General features: G+C 46.0%; 28 protein-coding genes and 2 tRNA genes. 29 read left to right on the plus strand and 1 reads right to left on the minus strand.

Annotated elements, in window-relative coordinates; all coding sequences use genetic code 11:
* The first annotated feature begins 80 nt into the window (after positions 1 to 80).
* The 22 genes from B2M23_RS04090 to B2M23_RS04185 all read left to right on the plus strand — a co-directional run bounded on the left by B2M23_RS04090 (position 81) and on the right by B2M23_RS04185 (position 16,398).
* Positions 81 to 1,193, plus strand: coding sequence for a G5 domain-containing protein (locus B2M23_RS04090; RefSeq protein ID WP_038354154.1), 1,113 nt, complete (start codon positions 81 to 83; stop codon positions 1,191 to 1,193).
* 136 nt (positions 1,194 to 1,329) lie between these two features.
* Entirely contained in the window at positions 1,330 to 2,391 is a 1,062-nt protein-coding gene (locus B2M23_RS04095) for a branched-chain amino acid aminotransferase (RefSeq protein ID WP_038354159.1), read from the plus strand.
* Between the two features lie 92 nt (positions 2,392 to 2,483).
* Positions 2,484 to 2,572: transfer RNA gene (locus B2M23_RS04100), tRNA-Ser, on the plus strand.
* Between the two features lie 57 nt (positions 2,573 to 2,629).
* Positions 2,630 to 2,721, plus strand: a tRNA-Ser gene (locus B2M23_RS04105).
* A gap of 364 nt (positions 2,722 to 3,085) precedes the next feature.
* Positions 3,086 to 4,078, plus strand: a complete 993-nt coding sequence (locus tag B2M23_RS04110; protein WP_013378538.1) for a DUF3991 and TOPRIM domain-containing protein — start codon at positions 3,086 to 3,088, stop codon at positions 4,076 to 4,078.
* A 140-nt stretch (positions 4,079 to 4,218) separates the two neighbouring features.
* Positions 4,219 to 6,231 (plus strand): MSCRAMM family protein, encoded by a 2,013-nt coding sequence (locus tag B2M23_RS04115; protein WP_013378540.1) that lies wholly within the window; start codon positions 4,219 to 4,221, stop codon positions 6,229 to 6,231.
* A 5-nt stretch (positions 6,232 to 6,236) separates the two neighbouring features.
* Positions 6,237 to 7,751 carry a SpaH/EbpB family LPXTG-anchored major pilin gene (locus tag B2M23_RS04120; RefSeq protein WP_013378541.1) on the plus strand — a complete coding sequence of 505 codons (1,515 nt, stop codon included), beginning with the start codon at positions 6,237 to 6,239 and terminating at the stop codon, positions 7,749 to 7,751.
* 19 nt (positions 7,752 to 7,770) lie between these two features.
* On the plus strand, positions 7,771 to 8,586 hold the full coding sequence (locus tag B2M23_RS04125) for a class C sortase (protein ID WP_013378542.1): 816 nt from the start codon (positions 7,771 to 7,773) through the stop codon (positions 8,584 to 8,586).
* Positions 8,579 to 8,893, plus strand: coding sequence for a hypothetical protein (locus B2M23_RS20880; RefSeq protein ID WP_013378543.1), 315 nt, complete (start codon positions 8,579 to 8,581; stop codon positions 8,891 to 8,893). Before B2M23_RS04125 ends, B2M23_RS20880 begins: the two co-directional genes overlap by 8 nt.
* Before the next feature lie 85 nt (positions 8,894 to 8,978).
* A complete protein-coding gene (locus B2M23_RS04130; RefSeq protein WP_013378544.1) occupies positions 8,979 to 9,617 on the plus strand; it encodes a hypothetical protein in 639 nt (212 codons plus the stop codon).
* A gap of 508 nt (positions 9,618 to 10,125) precedes the next feature.
* Positions 10,126 to 10,953 carry a ParA family protein gene (locus B2M23_RS04135; RefSeq protein WP_013378546.1) on the plus strand — a complete coding sequence of 276 codons (828 nt, stop codon included), beginning with the start codon at positions 10,126 to 10,128 and terminating at the stop codon, positions 10,951 to 10,953.
* Positions 10,907 to 11,833, plus strand: coding sequence for a ParB/RepB/Spo0J family partition protein (locus B2M23_RS04140; RefSeq protein WP_013378547.1), 927 nt, complete (start codon positions 10,907 to 10,909; stop codon positions 11,831 to 11,833). The genes B2M23_RS04135 and B2M23_RS04140 overlap by 47 nt, the downstream gene beginning before the upstream one ends.
* A 54-nt stretch (positions 11,834 to 11,887) precedes the next feature.
* A complete protein-coding gene (locus B2M23_RS04145) occupies positions 11,888 to 12,469 on the plus strand; it encodes a hypothetical protein (RefSeq protein ID WP_013378548.1) in 582 nt (193 codons plus the stop codon).
* The gene (locus tag B2M23_RS04150; RefSeq protein ID WP_013378549.1) at positions 12,469 to 12,735 is read left to right on the plus strand and encodes a membrane associated protein; all 267 of its coding nucleotides are present in this window, start codon (positions 12,469 to 12,471) and stop codon (positions 12,733 to 12,735) included. Before B2M23_RS04145 ends, B2M23_RS04150 begins: the two co-directional genes overlap by 1 nt.
* On the plus strand, positions 12,728 to 13,015 hold the full coding sequence (locus B2M23_RS04155) for a hypothetical protein (RefSeq protein WP_013378550.1): 288 nt from the start codon (positions 12,728 to 12,730) through the stop codon (positions 13,013 to 13,015). The genes B2M23_RS04150 and B2M23_RS04155 overlap by 8 nt, the downstream gene beginning before the upstream one ends.
* A gap of 11 nt (positions 13,016 to 13,026) precedes the next feature.
* Positions 13,027 to 13,293 carry a hypothetical protein gene (locus B2M23_RS04160; RefSeq protein ID WP_013378551.1) on the plus strand — a complete coding sequence of 89 codons (267 nt, stop codon included), beginning with the start codon at positions 13,027 to 13,029 and terminating at the stop codon, positions 13,291 to 13,293.
* Entirely contained in the window at positions 13,265 to 13,843 is a 579-nt protein-coding gene (locus tag B2M23_RS04165) for a YodL domain-containing protein (RefSeq protein WP_013378552.1), read from the plus strand. The genes B2M23_RS04160 and B2M23_RS04165 overlap by 29 nt, the downstream gene beginning before the upstream one ends.
* A gap of 5 nt (positions 13,844 to 13,848) precedes the next feature.
* Positions 13,849 to 14,244, plus strand: coding sequence for a hypothetical protein (locus tag B2M23_RS04170; RefSeq protein ID WP_013378553.1), 396 nt, complete (start codon positions 13,849 to 13,851; stop codon positions 14,242 to 14,244).
* A 23-nt stretch (positions 14,245 to 14,267) separates the two neighbouring features.
* Positions 14,268 to 15,275, plus strand: a complete 1,008-nt coding sequence (locus tag B2M23_RS04175) for an antirestriction protein ArdA (RefSeq protein ID WP_013378554.1) — start codon at positions 14,268 to 14,270, stop codon at positions 15,273 to 15,275.
* Between the two features lie 120 nt (positions 15,276 to 15,395).
* Complete coding sequence (locus B2M23_RS21080; RefSeq protein WP_013378555.1) at positions 15,396 to 15,566, plus strand: hypothetical protein; 171 nt, start codon at positions 15,396 to 15,398, stop codon at positions 15,564 to 15,566.
* Entirely contained in the window at positions 15,538 to 15,984 is a 447-nt protein-coding gene (locus B2M23_RS04180) for a DUF3846 domain-containing protein (RefSeq protein ID WP_013378556.1), read from the plus strand. The genes B2M23_RS21080 and B2M23_RS04180 overlap by 29 nt, the downstream gene beginning before the upstream one ends.
* Positions 15,985 to 15,990: 6 nt before the next feature.
* Positions 15,991 to 16,398, plus strand: a complete 408-nt coding sequence (locus B2M23_RS04185; protein ID WP_013378557.1) for a DUF3846 domain-containing protein — start codon at positions 15,991 to 15,993, stop codon at positions 16,396 to 16,398.
* Between the two features lie 204 nt (positions 16,399 to 16,602).
* Here the strand turns inward: B2M23_RS04185 and B2M23_RS04190 are convergent, their stop codons facing one another.
* Positions 16,603 to 18,078 (minus strand): IS1182 family transposase, encoded by a 1,476-nt coding sequence (locus B2M23_RS04190; protein WP_038354278.1) that lies wholly within the window; start codon positions 18,076 to 18,078, stop codon positions 16,603 to 16,605.
* 127 nt (positions 18,079 to 18,205) lie between these two features.
* Here B2M23_RS04190 and B2M23_RS04195 point away from each other — a divergent pair, with 127 nt between their 5' ends.
* From B2M23_RS04195 to B2M23_RS04225, 7 genes are read left to right on the plus strand one after another with little or no spacing between them, the layout of a single operon-like run.
* Positions 18,206 to 18,532, plus strand: coding sequence for a plasmid mobilization protein (locus B2M23_RS04195; protein ID WP_013378558.1), 327 nt, complete (start codon positions 18,206 to 18,208; stop codon positions 18,530 to 18,532).
* Between the two features lies 1 nt (position 18,533).
* The gene (locus tag B2M23_RS04200; protein WP_013378559.1) at positions 18,534 to 19,892 is read left to right on the plus strand and encodes a relaxase/mobilization nuclease domain-containing protein; all 1,359 of its coding nucleotides are present in this window, start codon (positions 18,534 to 18,536) and stop codon (positions 19,890 to 19,892) included.
* Positions 19,876 to 20,763 (plus strand): PcfB family protein, encoded by an 888-nt coding sequence (locus tag B2M23_RS04205; RefSeq protein ID WP_013378560.1) that lies wholly within the window; start codon positions 19,876 to 19,878, stop codon positions 20,761 to 20,763. Before B2M23_RS04200 ends, B2M23_RS04205 begins: the two co-directional genes overlap by 17 nt.
* The gene (locus tag B2M23_RS04210) at positions 20,760 to 21,647 is read left to right on the plus strand and encodes a hypothetical protein (RefSeq protein ID WP_038351948.1); all 888 of its coding nucleotides are present in this window, start codon (positions 20,760 to 20,762) and stop codon (positions 21,645 to 21,647) included. Before B2M23_RS04205 ends, B2M23_RS04210 begins: the two co-directional genes overlap by 4 nt.
* An 8-nt stretch (positions 21,648 to 21,655) precedes the next feature.
* Positions 21,656 to 21,850 carry a hypothetical protein gene (locus tag B2M23_RS04215; RefSeq protein WP_013378562.1) on the plus strand — a complete coding sequence of 65 codons (195 nt, stop codon included), beginning with the start codon at positions 21,656 to 21,658 and terminating at the stop codon, positions 21,848 to 21,850.
* Complete coding sequence (locus tag B2M23_RS04220; RefSeq protein WP_052237188.1) at positions 21,840 to 23,684, plus strand: VirD4-like conjugal transfer protein, CD1115 family; 1,845 nt, start codon at positions 21,840 to 21,842, stop codon at positions 23,682 to 23,684. Before B2M23_RS04215 ends, B2M23_RS04220 begins: the two co-directional genes overlap by 11 nt.
* Positions 23,650 to 24,003: a TrbC/VirB2 family protein gene (locus B2M23_RS04225; RefSeq protein ID WP_013378572.1), complete on the plus strand. Its 354-nt coding sequence runs from the start codon at positions 23,650 to 23,652 to the stop codon at positions 24,001 to 24,003. The genes B2M23_RS04220 and B2M23_RS04225 overlap by 35 nt, the downstream gene beginning before the upstream one ends.
* Positions 24,004 to 24,007 lie beyond the last annotated feature (4 nt).

A 24,007-nucleotide genomic window follows, 5' to 3' on the forward strand; every position in this document is an offset into this window, starting at 1 on the left:
ATCTTGTTAAAATTTATTTTGTAACGAACTTGTAAACTATACTATGAATTTGTAAAACAAGTAAAAAAGGGGTACACGATTTGAATAAGTTAACATTAGTTAAGAGATTTTTAAAGAGGTATAAAAAGGAAACCGCGATCATTTCGGGTTTGTTTGTTTTGGTCATTATTATTGGCGTAACCTGTGCGTTTAATGCGACTAAGGATGTAGAACTTGTTTTGGACGAAAATAAAGCGACTTCAGCCGATGCGGTTAAGACAGAAGTTATTAATGTACAACTGCAAAAATCTGTAGAAGAGGTTCTTCAGGATCAGGGGTATCCAGTAAATGAAGAATATACGATCAGTGTTGATCCAGACAAAAAAGTTAAAGATGTGGATACTGTTACAGTAAAGAAAAATGCGGTTGGCCAGATCAAGGTTGATGGAAAGACAATTGATTATAAATCAGCTGCTGAAACAGTTGGAGATCTTTTGAGTAACAATAATATTCAGTACGATGATGATGACATTGTAACACCGGCGCCATCGACAGTTTTGACGACAGATGTTTCTAATGTAACGATTGCTCGTATCGAAGTAAAAGAAGAAGCTGGCGAAAAAGATATTCCTTTTGAAAGTGAAGAAAAAGAAAATGCAGAGCTTGAAGAGGGCACCCGCAATGTTGTAACACAAGGTGTCGTTGGAAAAGCCGATTTTGTTGATAAAGTAACTTACCAGGACGGAGTAGAAGTAAAACGCGAAAATATTTCTACCAATACAAAGGTTGAACCAGTTAAGGAAGTCGTGGAAGTTGGAACAAAGAAAGCTGTTCCAGAAAGTCTTGCTTCAAGCCCGAGTCCGAGCGCTGGAAATGCAACTCAGACTGCAGGCAGCGATTTTGATCTGATCTGTGCAATTGTTGCACATGAAGGCGGCACATCCTATGAAGGCGCAATGGGAGTTATCTCCTGTGTTATGAACCGTGTGGATGCAGGGTGGGGTCCAGACGCTGTAAGTGTATTGACAGCACCAGGCCAGTTTGCTTCTTACCTTGACGGTTATTATACCCAGTATCTTGGTAATGCTCCAGCTGCTGTACAGCAGGCTGTTACAGACTGTATGGAAGGCGGCATCCGCAGCCATAATTTTACAAGCTTTAGAAGCTATCAGACCAGCGGTTCTGTATGTATTGCAGGGAACTGGTACTTCTAAATTCATCGTGTACAATTAAAAATACATATAAAAAGGGCAAATTTGCCCTTTTTTTTATTTTAGCACTTGTTCTTTGTATACAATAAATGTATACTATATATCAGAGTGTTTTTAAAAAGATTGGAGTGGAAGAATGATGGAAATCACAATTACTAAAAGAACACAGTTAAAACCAAAACCGGATGAGAATAATTTGGTTTTCGGGACTGAATTTACAGATCATATGTTTATCATGGATTACACAGAGGGTAAAGGCTGGCATGATGCCAGAATCGTCCCATATGGCCCAATAGAGCTTTCTCCAGCGGCAATGGTGCTTCATTATGCTCAGGAGGTTTTCGAGGGAATGAAAGCCTATAAAACGCCAGAGGGCGATATCCAGTTTTTCAGACCCATGGAAAACTTTGCGCGTATGAACCGCTCAAATGCCCGGATGTGTATTCCCCAGATTGATGAAGAATTTGTATTTGATGCCTTAAAGCAGCTTGTCGCCCTTGACCAGGACTGGGTGCCTCACGCACCGGGGACTTCTCTGTATATCCGTCCTTTTGTCTTTGCAACAGATCCATTCATCGGCGTTCGTACCAGCCTTCACTATAAATTTATTATTATTTTGAGCCCAGTAGGTGCATATTATGCGACAGGTCTGCAGCCTGCAAGAATGCATGTGGAAGATATTTACTCAAGAACCGTTGTGGGTGGCACAGGCGAGGCTAAATGCGGTGGTAACTATGCAGGTGGCCTGGCGGCACAGGAGAAAGCCCATGATGAAGGATTTGAACAGATTCTCTGGCTTGATGGTGCAGAACGCAGATACATTGAAGAAGTAGGAACCAGCAATATTTTCTTTAAAGTAGACGGTAAATTTATCACGCCAGAGCTTCACGGAACCATTCTTCCGGGAATTACCCGTAAGAGTGTGATTGAACTTCTGCAGTCCTGGGGTGAAGAAGTTATCGAACGCCGTATTACCATTGACGAGTTCGTAGATATGTATCATAAAGGTCAGATTGAAGAAGTATTCGGAACGGGAACAGCGGCTGTTGTATCACCGATTGGCGGACTGGAATACCAGGGTGAGGATATGAGTTTTAATAACGGTGAAATCGGCGAATATACCCAGAGAATCTACGATACCCTGTTCGGTATGCAAACAGGAACTGTTGAGGATAAACTGGGTTGGACCGTTAAACTCTAAATAAAAAAACATAAAAAAAACCAGTAAGAATCACGAAAAAAATGGTTGACAGGGGCTTCAGCCCCTGTTATAATTAATCTTGCATTTCGAGTCGAGAGGTACCGAAGTGGTCATAACGGGGCGGTCTTGAAAACCGTTAGGGTGCAAGCCCACGTGGGTTCGAATCCCACCCTCTCGGCCATCAAAACTGAATAGGTCAGTGATAAAAACGTAGTCTTTTTCAGCTGACATTAAACATGGAGAAGTACTCAAGTGGCTATAAGAGGTGCCCCTGCTAAGGGTATAGGCCGTTAACGCGGTGCGAGGGTTCAAATCCCTCCTTCTCCGCCAAACCGCATAAATACTGGGTTTCAGAGATTCTGAAGCTCATTTTTTTATACAAAAAAACAAAATAAGGGCTTAGATTAAGAAGAAAAAATTACGGAAAAACATAGCTGAAAAAGGTAAAAAATGACTGATTTCTGTCAGTGGAATGTCAGCAGCGGTCAGGAAAATGTCAGCAATATTCACAATAATTATAATGAAAGGAATGATATACGGTACAAAATCCGTTGTTTTTTGATTCAAAATCATGGCAGGGTTTTAGAATTTCTATACAGCATTAATTATAAAGATTATAGGATCGTAAAGAAGCAGATTAACTTTTAAGCATGAGTTGATCTGCTTTTTTGTACCCAAATTAAGGAGTTGAATAATGAAAAAGAAATTCACCGATGATCAAATAGACTATGTTAATACAATTAATATTATAGACTACATGGAGCACCGCGGTCTTGACCTCAAACGCACCAACCGTCGTGTGAAGGTAAAAGGCTGGAACGGTCTTGATGTCACACCTGACGGGCGCAAATGGAAAGACTTTGCATCCGGTCAGGGAGGATATGTCATTCAATTTGTCGCCTGGCTCAATACTTGCAGCTGGAAAGAAGCCGTTCAGGAGTTGCTGGACTTCAGCCATCACGTCCCGCCCGTTCAATTGTCCGCCACATGGCCGGAGCCACCGCCACCTAAGCCCTTTTGTCTGCCGCCCAAAGCCAAAAGTTACCGCAATCTCTTTGCCTATCTGTTAAAAACCCGCAAGCTTGATCCGAAAATCATTCAATACTGTGTTGATCAAAAACTTATCTATCAGGATGAACGCTGTAATTGTGTGTTTGTAGGATATGATGATAGCGGAGAACCCGCATCCGCTTTTCTGCGCGGGAGTAACGAATACGCCCCATTTAAAATGCTCGTGGAAGGAAGCCGGGCCGAATACGGCTTTACCTTACCCGGAGCCAATTCACGGCTTTTTATCTTTGAATCGCCCATCGACTTGCTTTCTTATATGACCCTCAAAAACATACACAATCCGCTGTACTTTGACAATCGCGGGGATCATTATCTTTCCTGCAATGGTCTGAAATACCTTCCGATATTGCACTACCTGTCAACACATTATGAAATCAGTCAAATTGTGTTTGGTGTGGACAATGACCCGGTCAATGAATATGGGAACCGTCCCGGTCAGGATTTTATTAAGAGTGCCACGCAGGAAATCATGGAAGCTTTTCCAGACCGATTCACAACATCAAAACAATTCATCACGGATTTACCGGGACAAAAAGACTGGAATCAGGAACTTGTCACATTTAGAAAAAATCAAGAATACAAAAAATCGAATAGAGCACGGCAGCCATGCCGCTGAAAGCAGCTGATCAATCCCAATTGAAAGCTGCTTTTTCTTTGCTCAAAACAGAAAACAAACGCCATATGGCGGTTGAGATAGATATTTTTAAAAAGGAGGTTCAAACGTGAAAAAACGAAATTGTAAAAGGAGGAAGAAGCATGATACACCGATTTAAACAGGCTGTCGTTTTGCTCATGGCCCTGTTGATGCTGTTTTATGGCTGCGGATTTAGGACAGAGGTTTCGGCAAATACAGAGACGGAAAACCCGTCGCCAGCCATAGAGCAGCCGTCTCAAACCGATGCAGCACCGACCAGAGCGGATCAGGATACCAAGAAAAAAAGCCCAGAGCTTGATGCCGGAGAACAGGCGATTCTGGATGCAAATGGCATTACTGCCACCGAGGATACCGGAAAGATAGATGCTTCCGGCAACTACATTTTAGGCGAGACAAGCACAGGCGGAACGGTGAGCTGTTCCACCAGTCTCAGGACGTTGGCGAGCCGAAGCTTTGGAGATGAACCCTGCTACAAAAAATTTCAGCGGGCCGCAGGCTGGGATGATGGCGTGATCTACAGCAGTGACTTTGCCAGCCCCGATGGCAGTGACATCATTACCACCACGACACCAATTTTGAGAATCAGCGATAACGGTGTGGATCAAATTGCCTACTGTGCCGATCCATCGCTCAACATTCCCTCAGAAGTCGTCGGCCCCAACGGTCTGGTCACCTACAACCGGGAAAGCTGGAACGTGCAGAGCTGGCGCATCCGAAACGTCATGTGGCACGGCTTCCACGATGGTCAGAACGGTGAGTATTATGTTCAGACCTGGGCAGCCATCCGCGTCATTGCAGGCATCGGCGCATATACCGATTACTATATGACCGACCCCACCGTTGCCAACCTTGTGAATACCCTCAGCTATCAAAATCCCAATAACTGGGATGCCAGCTGGAGCATTGTTCCGGAACGGGAGGAAGCGGTCTGGAACGCCAATACCAAGCGGCAGGAAACCGGATGGTTTCAGACGTACTGCAGCAATATTGCCGATCATGGAAACTATACGGTCGCTTTACCTAATGGTGTACACGCCATAGCCCGCAACACATCTGGTCAGACCTACGGGGACTATACCGGCTCCATGACCCTTTATGACGATGATGACTTTATGCTGTATGCAGACGGCAGCTATCAGGGTGAGGTCTCCGTGACCATTACCCCGACAACCGTTAAACGCCACAGCAGTGATGCCGGAAATCCGGATGCCTGCGTCATTTACGCCCCGGATGTCCCGGACACTCAAAGACTTTTCGTATCCCTTGCCGTCGGTCAAAGTCCGTTAAGCAGCAGCTTCCGGGCAAATTTTACCGGAGCCACCGGGGATGCCCAGCTGCAAAAGACCGACAAACGCACCAAAGAAAAATTGGCAGGAGCGACTTTTGGCTTGTATGACACCAAGGATAACTTATTGAAACAGGGCGTGACCGATGAGAACGGGCAGTGGAACGTGACGGATTTAGTTTTTGGAGACTACTACTTTAAAGAAATTGCCGCGCCAAAGGGCTATGAGCTGGATCAGACAAAGCTTCACTTTACCATCGACGGCATCCGGGATATGGTGACCGTTTCTAAAACCAATGAACCGAAAAAAGTTCCCTTTAACTTTAAGAAGCTGGACACGGAAACTCAACAGCCCTTGAAAGGCGTCACCTTTGTGCTGTATGGCTGTGATGAAAAGCATACGCATAACAACCAACAGGATGACAAGATTAAATCCTGCTGGCAGACCATTATCGGTACCCGGATCAGCGGCACGGACGGTAAAATCGACTTTGGCAATCTCTATGCCGGAGAATATCAGCTCGTGGAAACCAAGACCGTTCCCGGCTATGCCAAGCCCATGGGGCAGTGGCGTGTGACGATTGATCCCGAAGCGGCTGAAACCGTAAAGATCACCGCCAAAGGAACGGCCCCGGCATTTGTGAAAGACGGCAGTGTTCTGAAAGTTGATAACCAGAAAAATTATAAGCTGCCTTTCACAGGGGGAGACGGTGATCACCGCGTTGCACTGATGCTGGCCGGGATTGTTTTATTGATTGCGGCGGGCATTTTAGCCCTCGTCCTGAAAAAGAGAAACAGCAGAAATTCAAAAGGAAAAAGGAAAGGATAAACAAAATGAACCTGAAAAATAAGCCATTGTTCAAGAAAATTGGCGGCCTTGCCCTGAGCATTGCCGTTTTATGCACAAGCTGTGGCCCCGCTTTTGCCGCCACCGGATCACCCGATACCAGTGCAGCGCGGAGCCTGACCATTCACAAATACCGAATGGAGGACATCAAAAAAGCCACCACCGAGGGAAGCGGGCAGCAGACCGATCAAGTTCCTGCCGATGCGATTCCTTTGCCGGGTATCCAATTCAAAGTTACGAAAATGCAGGATACCGACAACACCAAGGTGGATACCACCTGGAACATCCAGATCATCACCACCGGAGCCGATGGATCAGTCACAATTCAAGGCAATGACAACCTCCCCATGGGCGTGTACCGCATTGAAGAACAGACCAACCCGGCAGTGGCCGAAAAGGCCGACCCGTGTCTGGTGTCCATACCACTTACCAACCCGGCAGGGGATGGCTGGATTTACAACGTCCACGTATTCCCCAAAAATCAGATCAAACCCGGCCCGGACATCGACAAGTTTGTTACGGAACTCGAAAACAAACATGATACAGCGGATATCTCCGAAAGAGTGAAATGGATCGTTGAAACCACGCTGCCGGATGACATTGCAACGTGTAAAAACTATACCGTGAGTGATGTGATTGATACGCGATTAGATTACGTGACAGGCAGTGTTAAGGTCTACCGCGTCGATACAGGCAAAAAACGCGTGCTCATGACACCAGACTGCTACACGGTCACAGAACCCAACACAGCTAACAACCGGACGCTGACTGTTTCGTTGACAGATACCGGCAAAAAAACAGCGGCTAAATCTCTGTTAAACACCAAAGATAAAAACGCTGTCCTTAACATTGAGTACAACACCTTCGTGAACAAAACCGCCGAGGGCAGCTTAGGTAAGCCGATCCCCAACGGCGCAACCATCCACTATACCAACAACCTGGACATTTTCTTTGAACCACAGAGCGTTCCCGAGGATAAAAAGCCCGAAGTACACACTGGAGGAATCAACCTTTTAAAAGTGGATGCGGACGACAATACCCTTAAGCTTCAGGGCGCAAAATTTAAAATTTACCGCACCGAAGCCGATGCGAAAAAGAACATCAACGCCGTCAAAGACCCTGCCAATAACGCGATTGACTGGGAAGTGACCACGGACGCAAACGGCATTGCCCATTTCTGGGGCCTTGCCTATGGACAGAAAGGGCAGGATGCTTATTACGGGGACAGCACAAACTACTGGATCGTTGAGACACAGGCCCCAATTGACAATGAAGGGAAGCCCTACAATCTACTGAAATACCCTGTAAAAGTGACCGTCAATTCAAACAGCCATGCCGAAGCCAATAAGATTATTGTGGAAAACATCAAGCATTATGACCTCCCCTACACAGGCGGCACCGGCAGTTTAACACCTCTTTATATGGGCGCGGCATTGATTCTCATGGCAAGCGGGATGAGCATTCTTTTCATCCGGAACAAGCGAAACACAGGGAACAAATAGGCAAAAGGGGAAGCTGGAAATGAGAAACAAAGCAATGCTGCTGCTGATTATTGTTCTGATCAGTGCGGGGGCTGGCTGCATCCTTTATCCAGATATGGTTTATCTTCTGGCTTCCCAAAAACAGGGACAGGTGATTGAGGATTATCAAGTGAGTACAGAGGAGATGAACCAACAGCGGATGGATGAAGAATATCAAAAAGCCATTAACTACAATGAAAAGCTTATTAATCCGATCATCGGAGATCCTTTTTCTGAGGATGCACAAGACAACGCCATGGATTATGCAGAGATTCTAAATGTTGATGGGGTTATGGGGACACTCGAGATACCAAAAATAAAAGTGAACCTGCCCATCTATCACGGGACATCTGAATCCGCGCTCTCGAGAGGTGCGGGGCATCTGAAAAACACCGCCCTGCCCGTTGGCGGCACCGGGACACATGCCGTGCTGACCGGACACCGGGGCTATGAGGGAGCCAGGTTATTTACCGATTTAGATCAGCTGGTCATTGGGGATCGCTTTTATCTGCACGTTCTTGACAAGACTTTAACCTATGAAGTGGATCAGATTCTGGTGGTCACGCCCGAACAGACCGAAGCACTGAAACCTGTCGAAAAACAGGACTTTGTAACCCTGTTGACCTGCACACCGTACCAGATCAACAGCCATCGGCTGCTGGTGCGCGGCAAACGAATCAAAGAACTTCCCGCAGAAGCGGAACCTGAAACGATGGAAGAACCGACACCTGTTAAAGAATTGCTTTTTTCCTTTGTATCCTTAGTGGGAATTGCATCGGGTATCTGGCATTTGAAAAGGAGGAAGAAACGTGAATGAATGGGATTTAGGCGCAGTGCTGACATTAACCGGGATGATGACTTTTGGCTTGATCCTGTTATGGGGCATCCGAAAGCGGGAGAAAAAATGCCGAAGTTATCCGCCGTGGCTGGCGGTGCAGATTGTGAGTATTTTAAGTCTGCTCATATGCGTGCCGGTTTATCTGATGTTTAACAACGGTTATTCTGGTGTTCGAATACTTTCAGCATCGTTGAGCCTTGCGATTGTAATCATTGGTTTGGGGCGGGCTGTTTCCCGGCTAAAACGGCATTACTTTCACTGGAAAGATAGAAAGGGAGTGATTTAAAAAGATAAAAGTTGCCATTTGATTTGTTAGATTTATTAAAAAAATGTATAATGTACTTAAGTTAATCCAAAGGGGTGAATCTAGAATGCAATTAGATTGGAATTTTTGTCTTTCAGTGGTTACCGTTGTTATTGCTATCATCGCATTGCTTCAAACAAAACAGCAGATAAAGCTAAGTAACAAACAGCATTTGTTTGATGAACGTATCGAAAACTATGGCATTGCAATAGGGTTAATACAACTGTATGAAAAAAATCGTGATTTTTTTGATGAAAATGAAGATGATAAAGCAATGCTATCAATTAGTTACTGGTTTGAACTAATGACAAATAATACTTATTTAGAGCAAATAGCATCTGTAATTAAAAATCCCCTTAAACAGCCAGATCACAAGGAATTCTTAGTAAAATTAGAGATGCTCAGTTCTGTTGCGACAAAAATCGAGCTTTTATTTAATAAAAAAGAAGCTACTTTATTGAGTGAGTTTGTTTTTTGTTATCAAAAATCTTTAATGATAATGTATCAGTATCAAATACTTTTAGATGACATGAAGAAAGCAGCTCAAGATCATCAATGGACATTTGAAGAATGTCAACAAAAAATGGGGGAAGATCAGCAGCGAGATCAGGTGCATACGATTCTGAATGCATTAAAAAAAGCATATACCATGTTAGAACAAGAAAATGTTAATGAAAAGATAAAAAAGCAAATAAAATTAAAATAGAAGAGTGATTAGTGCAAATTAAAACGGCATTTATAGAGAAATTACTGTAGTAAAGAAAGTATCCTAACAATAATAAAAACCACTGAACTACTTTTTTGTAGGACTAGTTTTAGATGATCAGATATTCTATCGTAGCTAAACAGAAAGTAAAACTTTTGCATGATTACTATTATGTGGATGTAAAAGACGAAGATAAAAAAGATTTTATAAAATCATAGGAATCGGTATTGATATTATTGGTTTTGGGTTCCTCAGTGCGTCAATTCTAACCTATATTTTTGATAATATTGTGATACGTTTAACCTTTATCGCATATGCACTATTATCGGACTTGTTATCTCTGTCTATGGACACACAAGTATCATTAACTTAAATCGTTCAAGAAAACAATTGAATAAGCTTGTCAACAAGCATTTATAACGGGAATACGCAACCAGTATTCTCTTTTTTATTACGGCCCGCCGCTCAAAAACCATTGAGCGGCTTTTTTATTTAGGAGGTGCCAATTATGGCAAAAACCAAAGTCATCACAATCTCTAATCAAAAAGGTGGCGTCGGCAAGACCAACGTCACAGTGAACCTCGGTGTGGGTCTGGCAAATGAAGGAAAGAAAGTGCTTTTGGTGGACAGTGACCCACAGGGAGATTTAACCACTTCCCTCGGATGGTACGACCATTATGCGCTTGACGCAACGCTCACCACCATGATGCAGGGAATGGTTGCCGACCAGCCCATTGACCCAAAGGCGGTGATCCTGCATCACCCGGAAAACGTCGATTTAATTCCCGCAGATTTAGACCTCGCAGGCATGGAAATGTCACTGCTGGTGGCCATGAACCGGGAATCTGTACTGCGCATGTGTCTGCAGGACATCAAGAAAGACTATGATTATATCCTCATCGACACCATGCCGAGCCTGGGAATTTTATCAATTAACGCCATGGCCGCGGCCGACAGCATCATCATTCCCGTGCAGGCCCAGTATCTGGCCCTCAATGGGATGACCCAGCTGATCCAGTCCATCAACAAGGTTAAGCGGCAGATCAACCCCAATTTAAAGGTTGAAGGCGCACTCATTACCATGGCCGATATAAACACCAACATGACCAAAGAGGTGGCCGAAGCACTCCATGAGCAGTACGGAAAACAGCTTTATATTTTCCGCAATGCCATTCCACGGGCTACAAAGGCAGCAGAGACCAGTGCAGCGGCCAAAAGCATTTACACCTATGACAAGGGAACAAAAATCTGTGAAGCTTACAAAGCTTTGACGAGGGAGGTGATTACCCATGGCAGCAAACAAAAAGATAAACATGCCGCTTCCCAGTGCCGATGACCTGTTTAAAACCGATGCGGAACGGCAGAATGATGGGCTGGAAAAAGTCATGGAAATTCCCATCGAGGAAATATCAAGCTTTCCTGACCATCCTTTTAAGCTTCAGATGGATGAAGCCATGAGCGAGATGGTCGAGAGCATCAGAGAATACGGGGTACTGTCGCCCGCTTTGGTCAGGCCGAAAGAAGGCGGGGGATACGAGATGGTCTCCGGCCACCGAAGAAAAATGGCTTCTGAGATTGCAGAAAAAACCACGATCCCCTGTATTGTCCGAAATCTGACGGATGATGAAGCAACCATTTTGATGGTGGATTCTAATCTGCAAAGAGAGAATATATTGCCATCTGAGAAGGCTTACGCATATAAAATGAAATTAGAGGCTTTAAAACATCAGGGAAAAAAGATGGACGAAACTTCCCGACCAGTGGTCGGAAAGTCTGAGAGTGCTGAAATTGTTGGTAAAGAATCTGGTGATAGCGGTAGACAAATTCAGCGTTATATCCGCTTAACCGAACTGGATTCCCCTATTTTGGACATGGTGGATGAGGGGAGAATCGCGTTCCGGCCCGCGGTGGAACTGTCCTACCTGAAGCCTGCCGAGCAAAAACAGCTTTTAGAAGTGATGGAGAGCGAGGAATGTACCCCCTCACTGACACAGTCCACCAAGCTGAAACAGTTCTCCAAGGAAGGAAAGCTCACAAACAACGTCATTTTATCCATCATGAAAGAGGTCAAGCCCAACCAGAAGGAAACCATCAAAATTCAGAAAGAAAAAATCAGCAAGTATTTCAGGAAAGGAACCACTGACAAAAAAATTGAAGATACCATCATCAAGGCGTTGGAGCTTTATCAGAAACGCCAGAAGCAGATGGAGCGGTAACAGGATTCAGGGCGGCAGAAATGCCGCCTGTTGACGTTCAAAGGAGGAACAAAGATGTTAGAAACAGATTGGATGTACAAAGATTATCAGATCACACAGGCCATTGATATTCACAGGCGTATGGTTATTTTTGGAGAATGTCGGTCAGATGATAAACCGACCGCGTTTTTGTGCGGCTATTATGAGCCTTTGCTATTAAAGGATGCTTATTCAGAAATGCAAACTGGCGATTATCTGGAAATGATGGAACTGTTTTTACAGCGTGTGCAGGGTCAGATCGACAAAGTGCGGGCCGAACAACAGGAAATGGACGTGCCGCTGGATGTTATTACCCGGGAAATGTGTGTTTCTTATCAGGAGAATACCGGCATCCGGGGTCAGATGGTTGCCATTGACCCCATGCGGTTTCGACCAGAAGATCGCATTGGTCCGAAACAAATCGGCTATGTGATCGCCGATCAAACCCCTTCCAAAAACAGTATGGTGTTCAGGCGGCTTTATGATGGCCGGGAGATGTGCTGCTTTTACGGGGATATTCTGGGTGTGATCAAGTCTGAATATCAGCCGGATTGGGCAAAGGAAGTGGTCTGCCAATTTGAAAAAAATGAGAAAAACCGGAAAGGAGAAACACGTTGATGGAAAAACAGGAAAACAAAGGCTATCAGATCACCGACAGCATCCAAGTCGGGAATACCGCTTTCGTCATCGGACACAGTGAAAAGCTGCCCTATCCCTATGTGGTTTGGAAAAAAACCGAAGCCCAGGGATACAATTATGGCCATTATAAAAACCATCATCAGGAAGCTGTTGAAGATTTGTGCCGCCGGGCACTCAAAGAATTAAAGGTACAAAGAAATAAAGAAATGTGGAAAATGCGAAAGGAGCAGAGCGAAAATGAATAAGTTACCAGAACAGTGCTATAACACACTACGCTCCACCGGAGAGCTTGTCACCATCCGAAAAAATGAAAAAGGCTATTTTCCGTCCGAGCTGTCCACACCGGATATGCTTACAAACCGGGCCATTGCCGAGCGGGCCAACCGAAAGGCTGGGATCACCAAGGCTCAGACAGCTGCCATGGTCGGCGGTTCTTTGTTTGGATGGTCATCACCCGCCGCGAATCCAGATAACTATGATGCCAACGGCAATTTTGTCCGCGGATGTTTCAAGGATGAACCGTAAGGAGTAGGGCCATGGCGAAAAACACCAAAGGTTTCAGGGCTTTAACGCGCCTGATCGAAGCAGGCTACAACACCGAAAAGGCCATTGCGGGCATGACCATGACTGAAATGCTGGCCTTGCCCGGCGTGTCGGTCTCCGAGCTTGTCCAGTTCGACGAGCTGCAAAAGAGTGTCAAAGCGGGTAAAGTTGTCACCTATTTAGGCACCACAGAGCAAAAAGAAAAGAAAAAAGAGGAAGGAGCAAAAGCACATGACAGCACCAATGATACGGTTTATTGATACCCGGTACAATGACTTGTTCACGTTACAGGACAGCGGTTTGATTACCGAGACGCGGCTTGATGGAACAACCAATACCCATCAATGCTACTATCTGGACGACTACCATACAAAGATTGGACGGAATGTTTTTCATATCCACGAGTATGCCAAACGCATGGAAGCAATCGGCGCGCGGTATTTTCCCACGCAGCCAAAGGAAAAGGACGTGATGGATTACTATGAAATTTACCAGATTCCCGACAGGATGAATACCGATTATGGTTTTTGCACCTATGCAGAAGCCCGTACAAAAATCAAACCAGAGGATTATGCCTGCGTCTATATGGCTGTTTTAGCAGCAGATGTGAATCAGGAAGATTTGTATATGCAGCACAACATGGATGATCGGCCCTTTAGAAATAGAATACACGCGTTATCTTTAGGGGACGTACTGGTTTTTCACAGAGGTGGACAAACCCGGGCCTATTATGTGGATACCATTGGATTTCCGGAAGTTCCACAATTTTTGACACCGGAAAAGCAAAATAAAAAAGAACAGGTGAGGTGATCACATTGCTAAACGCACGCATTACATACGGCGACAAGCAGCTTTTAACCAAGCTTTGGTACACACAAGACACCATCAAATGCTCTTTATACGATATGGGCATCAGAAAGCCCATGGATAAAATTTATCCGGATGATCCGGAAATTCATATCCAGTATCTGCCCGACAGTCCACAAGGACAACAGCTTTCATCTTTGATTACCTGCCGCCATTCCCTCATGGAAGTCAACACCGCCTGCCGGGCTTACTACTGCACCGGGGACTACCGCGTTATGGACCGCATGGATGAACGGCTTGAAAAGGGCATTATTAAAACATTGGAGGACTATATTAAAACCGCGCAGCGGATCAAGAGAAAGCTGGATAAAGACCCGATTCGGCGGAAAACCGATGCGCGGTAAAAGAAAGAAGGAGGAAAATCAACATGTACGAGGGTGTGATTAACGCCTATGTGACGAACTTAGGCCGCTATAACGAGGGCTGTCTGGTGGGTGAGTCCTTAGCTTTACCCGCCAACACTGAGGAAGTACAGGCTCTTTTTGAGCGGATCGGCATAGACGGAAAGCGATATGAGGAATACTTTATCACCGACTATGAAACAGAGGTCAGCGGCCTGGGCGATTGTCTGGGCGAATATGAAAATCTGGATGCCTTGAATTATCTCGCATCCTGCCTTGATGAGCTGACCGAGGAAGAAATGAGAAAATACGAAATCGCTTTGGAGGAGGGCGACTACACGTCAAGCATCGTGGATCTCATCAACCTGACCGACAATCTGGATTGTTACGACATCGTTCAGGACATCGACAACGACTATGCGCTGGGAGAATACTATATCAACGAGTGCGGTGCATATCTCGATATACCGGAGGGACTGAGCAGCTATATCGCCTATGATGCCTATGGCAGAGACGCAAGAATGAGTGATTGCGGGAGCTACATCAACAGCTGCTATGTGTGCGACACCGGAGCGAACTTTTATCCTTTCTTCGATGGTAGTGAGATTCCCGAAGAATACCGCATCACGTTTTTTCCCGAGCCAAGGGAAGTGGATGCCCTGATGGTACGCGTCGGACAGCCCCCTGAAAAAATCCGCATTGAGAATGGTCTGGAAGGTATCGAGAACGTCTTTGAAGGAACGCTTTGCGCTTATCCGCTGACGGATGAAGTAATCATTATAGCCCAAATGAGCGCAAAGCGTGTCCCCAATCGTGCTGTTTTTGACACGGCTGAACATGAGAAGATCAATATTTATGGCGATTTTCTGCTGTGCAATTGGGACTTTGAAGCCCTAAAGGCCAGAGACCTGACACCAAAACAGATTGAAAAGTACAGGGATCAGCTGGAATACCCTGAAAAATACAATGGAGATGTGCAGCGAAAGATTGCATTTCCGGAAAAAGAGAAACACCGGGATACCATGGAACGGTAAGCGGAATGTCATTGGGAGATTCTGCTTTTTTTATTTCAGAAAGGGGGTGATGCCCTGAACGAATCCATAGAACTCACGGCCAATAAAAGAAATTTTCAAAAAAACGAAGGAGAAAAACACATGAGTACAGCCATTAACCTGAACGAATTGATGAAACTTTATGAGGGGGAGGATGTGGAGATCACATTGATCATCCCCTCATCACCCCTCATTGTGGATGTAAGCGAGCCGTCAGAAACCACCGAAGGGAAAGGAAAGAAAAATGACAAACAGTATCACGAATCCGAATGAGATAACCGATAAGAAGGACAAAATCACCATCCTGATGATCCGGGCCGGGGAGCCGCCAGAGGAAATGACCATTGAGAACACCCTTGAAGCCAAGCAGAAATTGGTGGGTGGATACATTGAAATGTACTATCTTCCAACCGATGACGATGCCGTGATCATCTGTAATGAGGAAGGAAAGATCAATGGTCTGCCCCTGAACCGGGGCATTTTTGATGAAAAAAAGCGGCTTGTTGAGATCATTGCAGGCGATTTTTTTCTTTGTAACGCCCCGAGGGACAGCGAGGATTTTACAAGCTTAAGCCCAAAACAAATCGAAAAATTTTCTGAGCAATTCAAATATCCTGAACAGTTTATACGCCTTAATCAAGGGATTGTCGCTGTCCCCATAAAGGATAAACACAAGGATTATGAGCGGTAACTGAAAATGAAGCGAACAATCAATGTCTTATATATCCGAGCCGGGGAGTCCCCGCGGGCAGTTACCATTCCCAATAACCTGAAATTCATGCAAAAACTCGTAGGCGGCAACATTGAAAGGTATGCGTTACCAACGGATGATGATGCAGTGATCATCTGCAATGATGAAGGAAAGATCAGTGGTCTGCCGCTGAACCGTGGTATCTTCATTGATAACAGTGAACTTATTGACATCATTGCCGGGGACTTTTTTATCTGCAATGCGCGGAATGACCGAAAAGGTTTTTCCAGTCTTACCCCCGAACAAATCCAAAAATATGCCGAAGAATACAAGTTTCCTGAGCGGTTTTGCCGTGTAAACCGAGAGATTGTCGTCGTGCCGTTGATGCCGAAAATCAAATATTATGAGCGGTAACTAAATTGAAAGCAGGGGGAGCCTTGCGGCGTGAGACTGTCCCAGCAAGCACTGAAAAAGGATAGCCGCCCTCCGGGCAGCCCACCTTTTTCGCTTGTTGGGGCATGCCCCAGACTGTGTCAAAACACAGTCTCTTGTTGGTGACTCCGTCCCCAAACCCCTGGGTAAAGGTTGAACTTTGAAAAAAGAGCAAAAAAAGAAGCGCTATGCTCGGATTGCTTGGATTAATGGCTGGATTCCCATGATATGGATGGCTCTTTTAAGATTAAAGGCAAGAAAAGCAAGCGCAATCTCACCTTCTACCTTTTGCTTGCCTTTCAGTAAAAGATAGGAGATGCCCATTGCGCGTTTTACGGTTCCAAAGGGGTGCTCAACAATGGCCTTTCTTTGTCGAACGATCTCTTTATTTTGAAAGATGTGAACTTTTCGAAGGAATAAGTCGGAATCATCGAAGGCCTTGGTGTATTCTGACGGTTTCATGACACGCTCGGCGCGGTAATAGCGCATTTTTGTACATTTTTTAGGACAGTGTCTACAGGCTTGTGTATTATCGTATTTGGCAACATGTTTATTTTTATTATAAGTACAGGGCCTTAACACTTTTCCTAGTGGACAGATGAAAATATTACGCTCTGGAAGATAAATCGCGCGTGCAACGTTCGAATCATAGTCGGTAATCTTTTCAGTATTTGCCGCATCTGTAGGAATACAAAATTCATAATCCCCTCCAGCAACAACAGGACGATGACCACTGAGATAAAGTTGAGCCACATCACTTACACTGTCGTAGCCGTTATCTGCAACGACGGTCATGGCGGGCACTTCCAATAAATCTGCCGCTTTTTGAGCTAAAGGACCCATTAAATTTTTATCCTGAGCTTGATTTTCAACCGTGAATTCAACAATCATTTTGTTTTTACTGTCGACAGCGGTTTGAATATTCAAACAGACATCAAGCCCGTTTTTAGTTTTCATCAGACGGCTATCGGGATCGGTAAGCGAAATTTGGGTTTCGTCGCTTTCAGCGAGCTCCGCTAAAAAAGATTCATAAAGTGTTTTGCGGTCAGTGAGCTGATGAATAACTTCGCTTATATCGCTGGATATTTCAGAAGTGCTTTGATTTTCAAGTGCATCATTCTGATTTAAAGCATCAAGATAGCTTTCGATTTTTTCTTCGATATGCTGAATCCGATCCTTTAGTTTGTTTTTGGTGAAGTTGCGGTCTTTGGTATTCCAGGCTTTAAATTTGCTGCCATCAATCGCAAGCAGTTCTTTACCGTAAAGCTCCCATTGGGTACAGAGCTGTACAAAGTTTTTAAAGACATTCTTAAGTGCCGTTGGATTTTGCTGGCGAAAGCGGGCAATGGTTTTATGATCCGGGGAAAGTTTTTGAAGCAGCCAAATCACTTCGAGGTTTCGTTTGGTCTCAATTTCCAGACGCCTGGAAGAACGCACGTGATTCATATAGCCATAAATATAAAGTTTTAGAAGATCACGTGGCGAGTACATCGGGCGGCCTGTTTGATTGGGTTTCCACTTATTAAATCCGAGATTTTCGAAATCTAAGGTATCAACATAAGCATCAATGACACGTACAGGATTATTTTCATCGACATAATCCTCGATACAGTCTGGAAGTAACATCCCTTGATGACGATTATTTCCAATAATGAAATCCATAAGAATACCCTCCCGATTATTTTAAGATTATGTATTAATTATACCACGATTTTGGGGATTTAGGTGGACTTTTGACACAAACTCGCCCCAATCCCCCTTTTATAACATGGATAAGGAGTGAAAAATAATGAGAAAACGCAACGTTGAAATCCTGTTTCGCCTGACACGGCGGGAAGCACAGGAACTGGATAAAAAAGTGAAGAAGTCTGGCCTGAGCCGGGAAGCTTTTCTGCGTGCCATGATTGAAGGTTACCAGTTACACGAAAAACCCGGCCCGGTGTTTTACGAAACCATGCGGCAGATGTCCGCCATCGGAAACAACCTGAACCAGATTGCCGCCAAGGCCAATGCCCTGGGTTTTGTGGATCAGCCGCTTTATGAAAAAGAAGCCTTGAAGTGGCGGAAGTTCCAGACCGAAGTCAAAGAAAAGTTTCTGGTGCCGGAAAAAAGCTGACATGGCCACCACAAAAATCTGGGACATCCGGGGCCGACTGGACCGGGTAGTGGATTACGCCAAAAATCCAGATAAGACAAAAAATAAAAATTATGGTGAAGCGGACCTGCAGGCCCTGCGGGATGTGATGGACTATGTGTCCCAGGACGTTAAAACCGAAAAGCAGTTTTACGTCACAGGTTTGAACTGTTCACCGGAAACCGCCCGGGAGGAGATGACCATCACTAAAAAGCAGTACCGCAAGGAGGGCGGCATCATTGCCTATCACGCTTATCAGAGCTTCAAGCCCGGGGAAGTCACCCCGGAGATCGCCCATGAAATCGGCATAAAGCTGGCAGAGGAACTGTGGGGATCACGATTTGAGGTGATCGTCGCAACCCACATCGACAAAGCCCACATACACAATCACATGGTTTTAAATTCCGTCTCCTTTTCCGATGGGCTGCGCTACTATGATAACAAAGAAAGCTACCGCAAGATGCGGGAGGTGTCTGACCGCCTGTGCCTTGAATACAAGCTCTCCGTCATCGAAAAGCCCATGAACAAGTCCATGCAGTACGGTGAGTGGCAGGCAGAGCGGGAAGGAAAACCCACGTGGCGCGGCCTGATCATAAAAGACCTTGACGATACGATTTCTGAATGTGTGACGATGCGGCAGTTTTTGTACCGGCTGCGGCAGAAGGGATACGCCATCAAGTACGATGCAAAATACTTCACGCTGAAGCCGCCCGGGAAAGCGCGGTATGTGCGCATTGACCGCAAGCATCCCGAATACAGTTTATCCAACATCGAACAGCGGATTTATGAACAGCAGCAGATCAAGCAGTACCGCCCCGGGCCAAAGGCTGCAAAGAAAAAAATGCTTTTGCACGGAAGCTTTGAAAAAGCCCGTCATACCAGCGGTCTGCGGGGCCTGTACCTTTATTACTGTTTTAAGCTGGGCGTGTTTCAAAAGAAGAAAGACCGGAAAACAAACGCACTGCCGTTTCTGTACCGGGAGGATGTACGAAAGATGGAGCAGATCAGCCGGGAAGCCCGGCTTTTATGTAAGCACAAAATAGATACGATTGAAGCTTTAGAGAATTATAAAACATCAAATGAACAACAGATAAAAAAACTCTGTACTGAGCGAAAAAAGCTCTGGAACAGAACACAGCGCACACCGGATGAAAAAGCAGTGTCTAAAATCAAAGCGGACATTGCCGGGCTGAGCGCGCAGATCAAAACACTCCGAAAGGAAGTGAAATATTGTGACGGCATTGCCGCGCGATCTATACCGATGAGAGAAAAAATCAAAGTGGTCAAATTAGAAGAAAAAAATAACGCAAAGGAGAAAAGCAAAAATGAACACAAGCGGTGATGCAGCCGAACAAGTCATCCGCATATCCCTTGAAGGGGCGGATTTTTTGTTACGGCTGACAGGAACGGGCCTTAAGAATCTGGCTTTTCTGTTGATCTCAGCTTTAAAAAGTGCGGACATACACAAGACGAAAGGAAAAACACGGTTAACGGCCATGCTGAAATCGGGAAAACCTCTGACCGTCTTTTCGATTAATAACGCCGACCTTGAAGTCTTTGCCAAGGAAGCCAGGCATTACGGGGTGCTTTACTGTGCCCTGGGCAATCCGTCGGGCAGTCCAGACGGTGTGACGGATATTCTGGTGAAGCAGGAGGACGCTGTGCGGATCAACCGGATCGTTGAACGCTTCCAGCTGGCAGCAGTGAATACCGCAGAAATTAAGAGTGAAATTCTGAATGAACGGGAAGGGCAGACCCACGAAGAAGCACAGGCAGAAGAAGCCCTGCTGGATGACCTATTTGGTGCATCAGATCCGGAAGCCAAAGCAGGGGAAGAACAGCTGCTGGATGACCTCTTAGGCTTCGCAGCGTCAAAGGAGGAAAACGCACTGCCCCCAAAGGAGGAAAAACTGGTTTCCAGGAAGGAGGATCAGAAGGCCATACAAGCGGAGAAACCCTATGCCGAAGCCCCTCAGGCCCAGGAACCGGAGAAAAGCCCTCCATCCGAGAACAGCTCGAAGCCGCCCGCCGAAGGAGAATCTAAACCTTCCGTCCGGGCAGAACTCAGAGCGATCAAGGCCGAACAGGAAAAGGCACGAGCAGAACCCGAACACAGGGCGCCGGAGACAAAGAAAGAAACCAAACGCCGTGAACCAAAGCGGAAAACCAAAAAAGAGATTCCAAAAAAATCGAAGGGAGATAAAACACGATGAGTAACCTATATGACCTGTTTGGTCAGGAAGAAACCGAGCCGAAGCCGAGAAACAACCAAAAGTGGCAGGCTGAGCAAAAGGCCAACCGGGAATACTGCTATGCACAGATTGAAAAGTCCCTTGAAACCGTTGGGAAAAGTCCGGAGCTATTTCAGGGGTATTTGAATGTTCAGGCCAATTTTGAATACTACACTGCCCGTAACGCGCTGCTCATACAGGCACAGCGGGAAACCGCCACCAAAATTGCCGACAACACGGCATGGAAAGAGCAGGGTATCTTTGTGAAACAGTCCGAGTTCAGAAACCCGATTTTGATTCTGGAACCTGGAAACCCCTACACTCGTGATGATGGAACAACCGGACAGTCCTTCAAGGCCAAGAAAATGTATGACATCACCCAGACCACTTGTCGGGTGCGTTCTCAGAAAACAGGCAAACTGGATGACCGGATGCTGATAAAATCGCTTATTTCAAAAGCCCCAGTAAAGATTCTGACCGCCGAAGCCGTCAATCATCCGCTGGCCGTGGATTTTGATATGGATAAGGAGTGCGTGGTGGTGGAAAAAGGGCTGGAACCCGATGCCATGTATCAGGGCATTGCTGCCGCTTTAGCCAAGGCTGAACTGGCCTTAAACGGTGAAGATTCTGGGAATATTGACTTTAAAGCCCAGGCCGCCGCTTACATGCTCTGCCGACAGGCAGGCGTTTCAACCGCGTGCTTTGACTTTTCAAAGCTGCCAGATTTCCTGACCAGCGCAGAACCGCAGCAGGTAGGCGCAGAGCTGACCACCATCAAGGATGCCATGGCCGAGGTATCCATGCGGGTGAAGTACAATTTACAGCAGATGGTACAGCCAAAAAGCCGGGCTGACCCGGCACGCTGAGGTAGATTATGAAAGAAGTCAAAAGAATTTTAACCCTTGACCATGTGGAGTATGTCGTTCTGATCAATGCCCTCAATCAAATGCGCAACGGTCTGATAAGGCAGAAACGGTCAACCGATGCCGTGGACGACCTCTTGCTTAAAGCCATCGACGCACCCACAGAAAAGACCGGGAAAAGGAAGGAACGCGGCCATGCAAGATAATTTCAGTAAAAACATCATGCTGTACATCGCCCTCCTTGTGCCAGTGATCGGACTGGCCCTGCGCATTGCCCCCTTCATCGACGAAGGGCTTTATGCCTTTATCCTCAAGTTCCCCGAAGCGATGGAACATCCTTTTAAAATCACATGGTGTGAAAGCAGTTTAAAATCCATCCTGATTCTGATGATTCTATATGTCATGGGAATCGGGATTTTTTATGCCACGAAAAAGAATTACCGCCGGGGCGAAGAGCACGGGAGCGCGAAGTGGGGAGACGCCCAGAGCATCAACCGAAAATACCGGGAGAAACATTTTGAAGATAACAAGCTGTTAACCCAGAACGTCCGCATGGGTCTGGACGGCCATCGGCACCGGAGAAACCTAAACGTGTTGGTCTGCGGGGGCAGCGGGGCCGGGAAAACACGATTCTATGCAAAGCCCAATGTCATGCAGGCCAATACCAGTATGGTGATCCTTGACCCCAAAGGGGAGATCCTCCGCGATACCGGACAGCTGCTCAGAGAAAAAGGGTATGAAGTCCGTATTCTGGATTTAATCAACATGGAGAAATCACACTGCTATAACCCCTTTGTCTATCTCAAAACTGACAACGATGTGCAGCGGCTTGTGACAAACCTCTTTAAAGCCACGACCGTAAAAGGTGCGCAGTCAAGCGATCCCTTCTGGGATACAGCGGCCAGTATGTTACTGCTGTCCTTGGTCTTTTTTCTGAAATACGAAGCCCCGACCGAGGAACAGAATTTTCCCATGGTCATGGAGATGCTCAGAAACGGGGACATCCCCGAAGATGTGGACGGCTATATGTCTCCCCTTGATGAGCTGATGGATCGTCTGGAAGCACGCGAACCGGATCACATCGCCCTGAAGTATTACCGCAATTACCGGAGCGGTGCGGCCAAGACCGTGAAATCCATTCAGATCACCTTAGCGGCAAGACTGGAAAAGTTCAACCTTGAAAGTCTCTCGGCCCTCACGGTGACTGATGAACTGGACTTGGCGAGTATGGGGGAAAAGAAGGTGGCTTTGTTTGCGTTAATCCCAGACAATGACACCTCTTTCAACTTCCTCATCAGCATTTTGTACACGCAGCTCTTTCAGCAATTGTTTTACACCGCTGACCGAAAATATGGGGGGCTGTTACCCGTACACGTGCATTTCATCATGGATGAATTCGCGAATGTGAGTTTACCCGATGATTTTGACAAAATCCTCAGTGTTATGCGCTCCCGGGGCGTTTCCGTGTCCATCATTTTACAGAACATGGCCCAGCTCAAGGCCCTGTTTGAAAAGCAGTGGGAAAGCATCGCGGGGAATTGCGACACATTTTTATATCTCGGCGGCAATGAGCAGGCAACGCACAAATATGTCAGTGAGCTGCTCGGGAAACAAACCATTGACACCAACACCTACGGAAAAAGTTCAGGTAAGAGCGGGAATTACTCTACGAACTACCAGAACAGCGGACGGGAGCTGATGACACCGGATGAGGTGCGGATGCTCGACAACCGTTATGCCCTGCTCTTTATCCGCGGAGAACGGCCCATCAAAGATGAAAAATACAACCTGTTAAAACATCCCAATATCCATCTGACCACCGACGGCGGGATGCTGCCCTATGAACACGGGCGTGTGGATCACGCCGTTGCAAGCATGAGCCTTGTGCCTTATTCGCCGGATATGGTGATTGAGGAAATGGAAATATCCGAAGAAATAACTTGTATGCTTTGGTCGGAGGAAGATTTAGAAACCTATTTTGAAAAGTTAAAGGAGATACAATTGAATGAACCAAACAACGAAACGAAAAAAGAAGCATAAAGCCCTGACACCCCGTCTGTCTGTGAACACTAAAATGCACCGCCACTTTTCGGTTTATATGGCGGTTGTACTGTGTGTTCTATGTACCACAACCGTGTGCGCTGCCGATGACCCCATTGCCGTGGTCAACAACCTATCCACTTTTATTTTTGGCCTTGTCCGGGCGGTCGGTATGATCCTTATCGGCTATGGTATTGTGCAGATCGGCTTATCCCTTAAGTCCCATGATCCAAGCCAGAGGGCCAATGGCATCATGACCGTGGCCGGGGGAATCGTGGTCACCTTTGCCAAGGAAATTTTGAACACCATTGCGGGATAGTCCG

Origin of the sequence: Eubacterium limosum (genome assembly GCF_000807675.2) — a bacterium.
Lineage (GTDB): Bacteria > Bacillota > Clostridia > Eubacteriales > Eubacteriaceae > Eubacterium > Eubacterium limosum.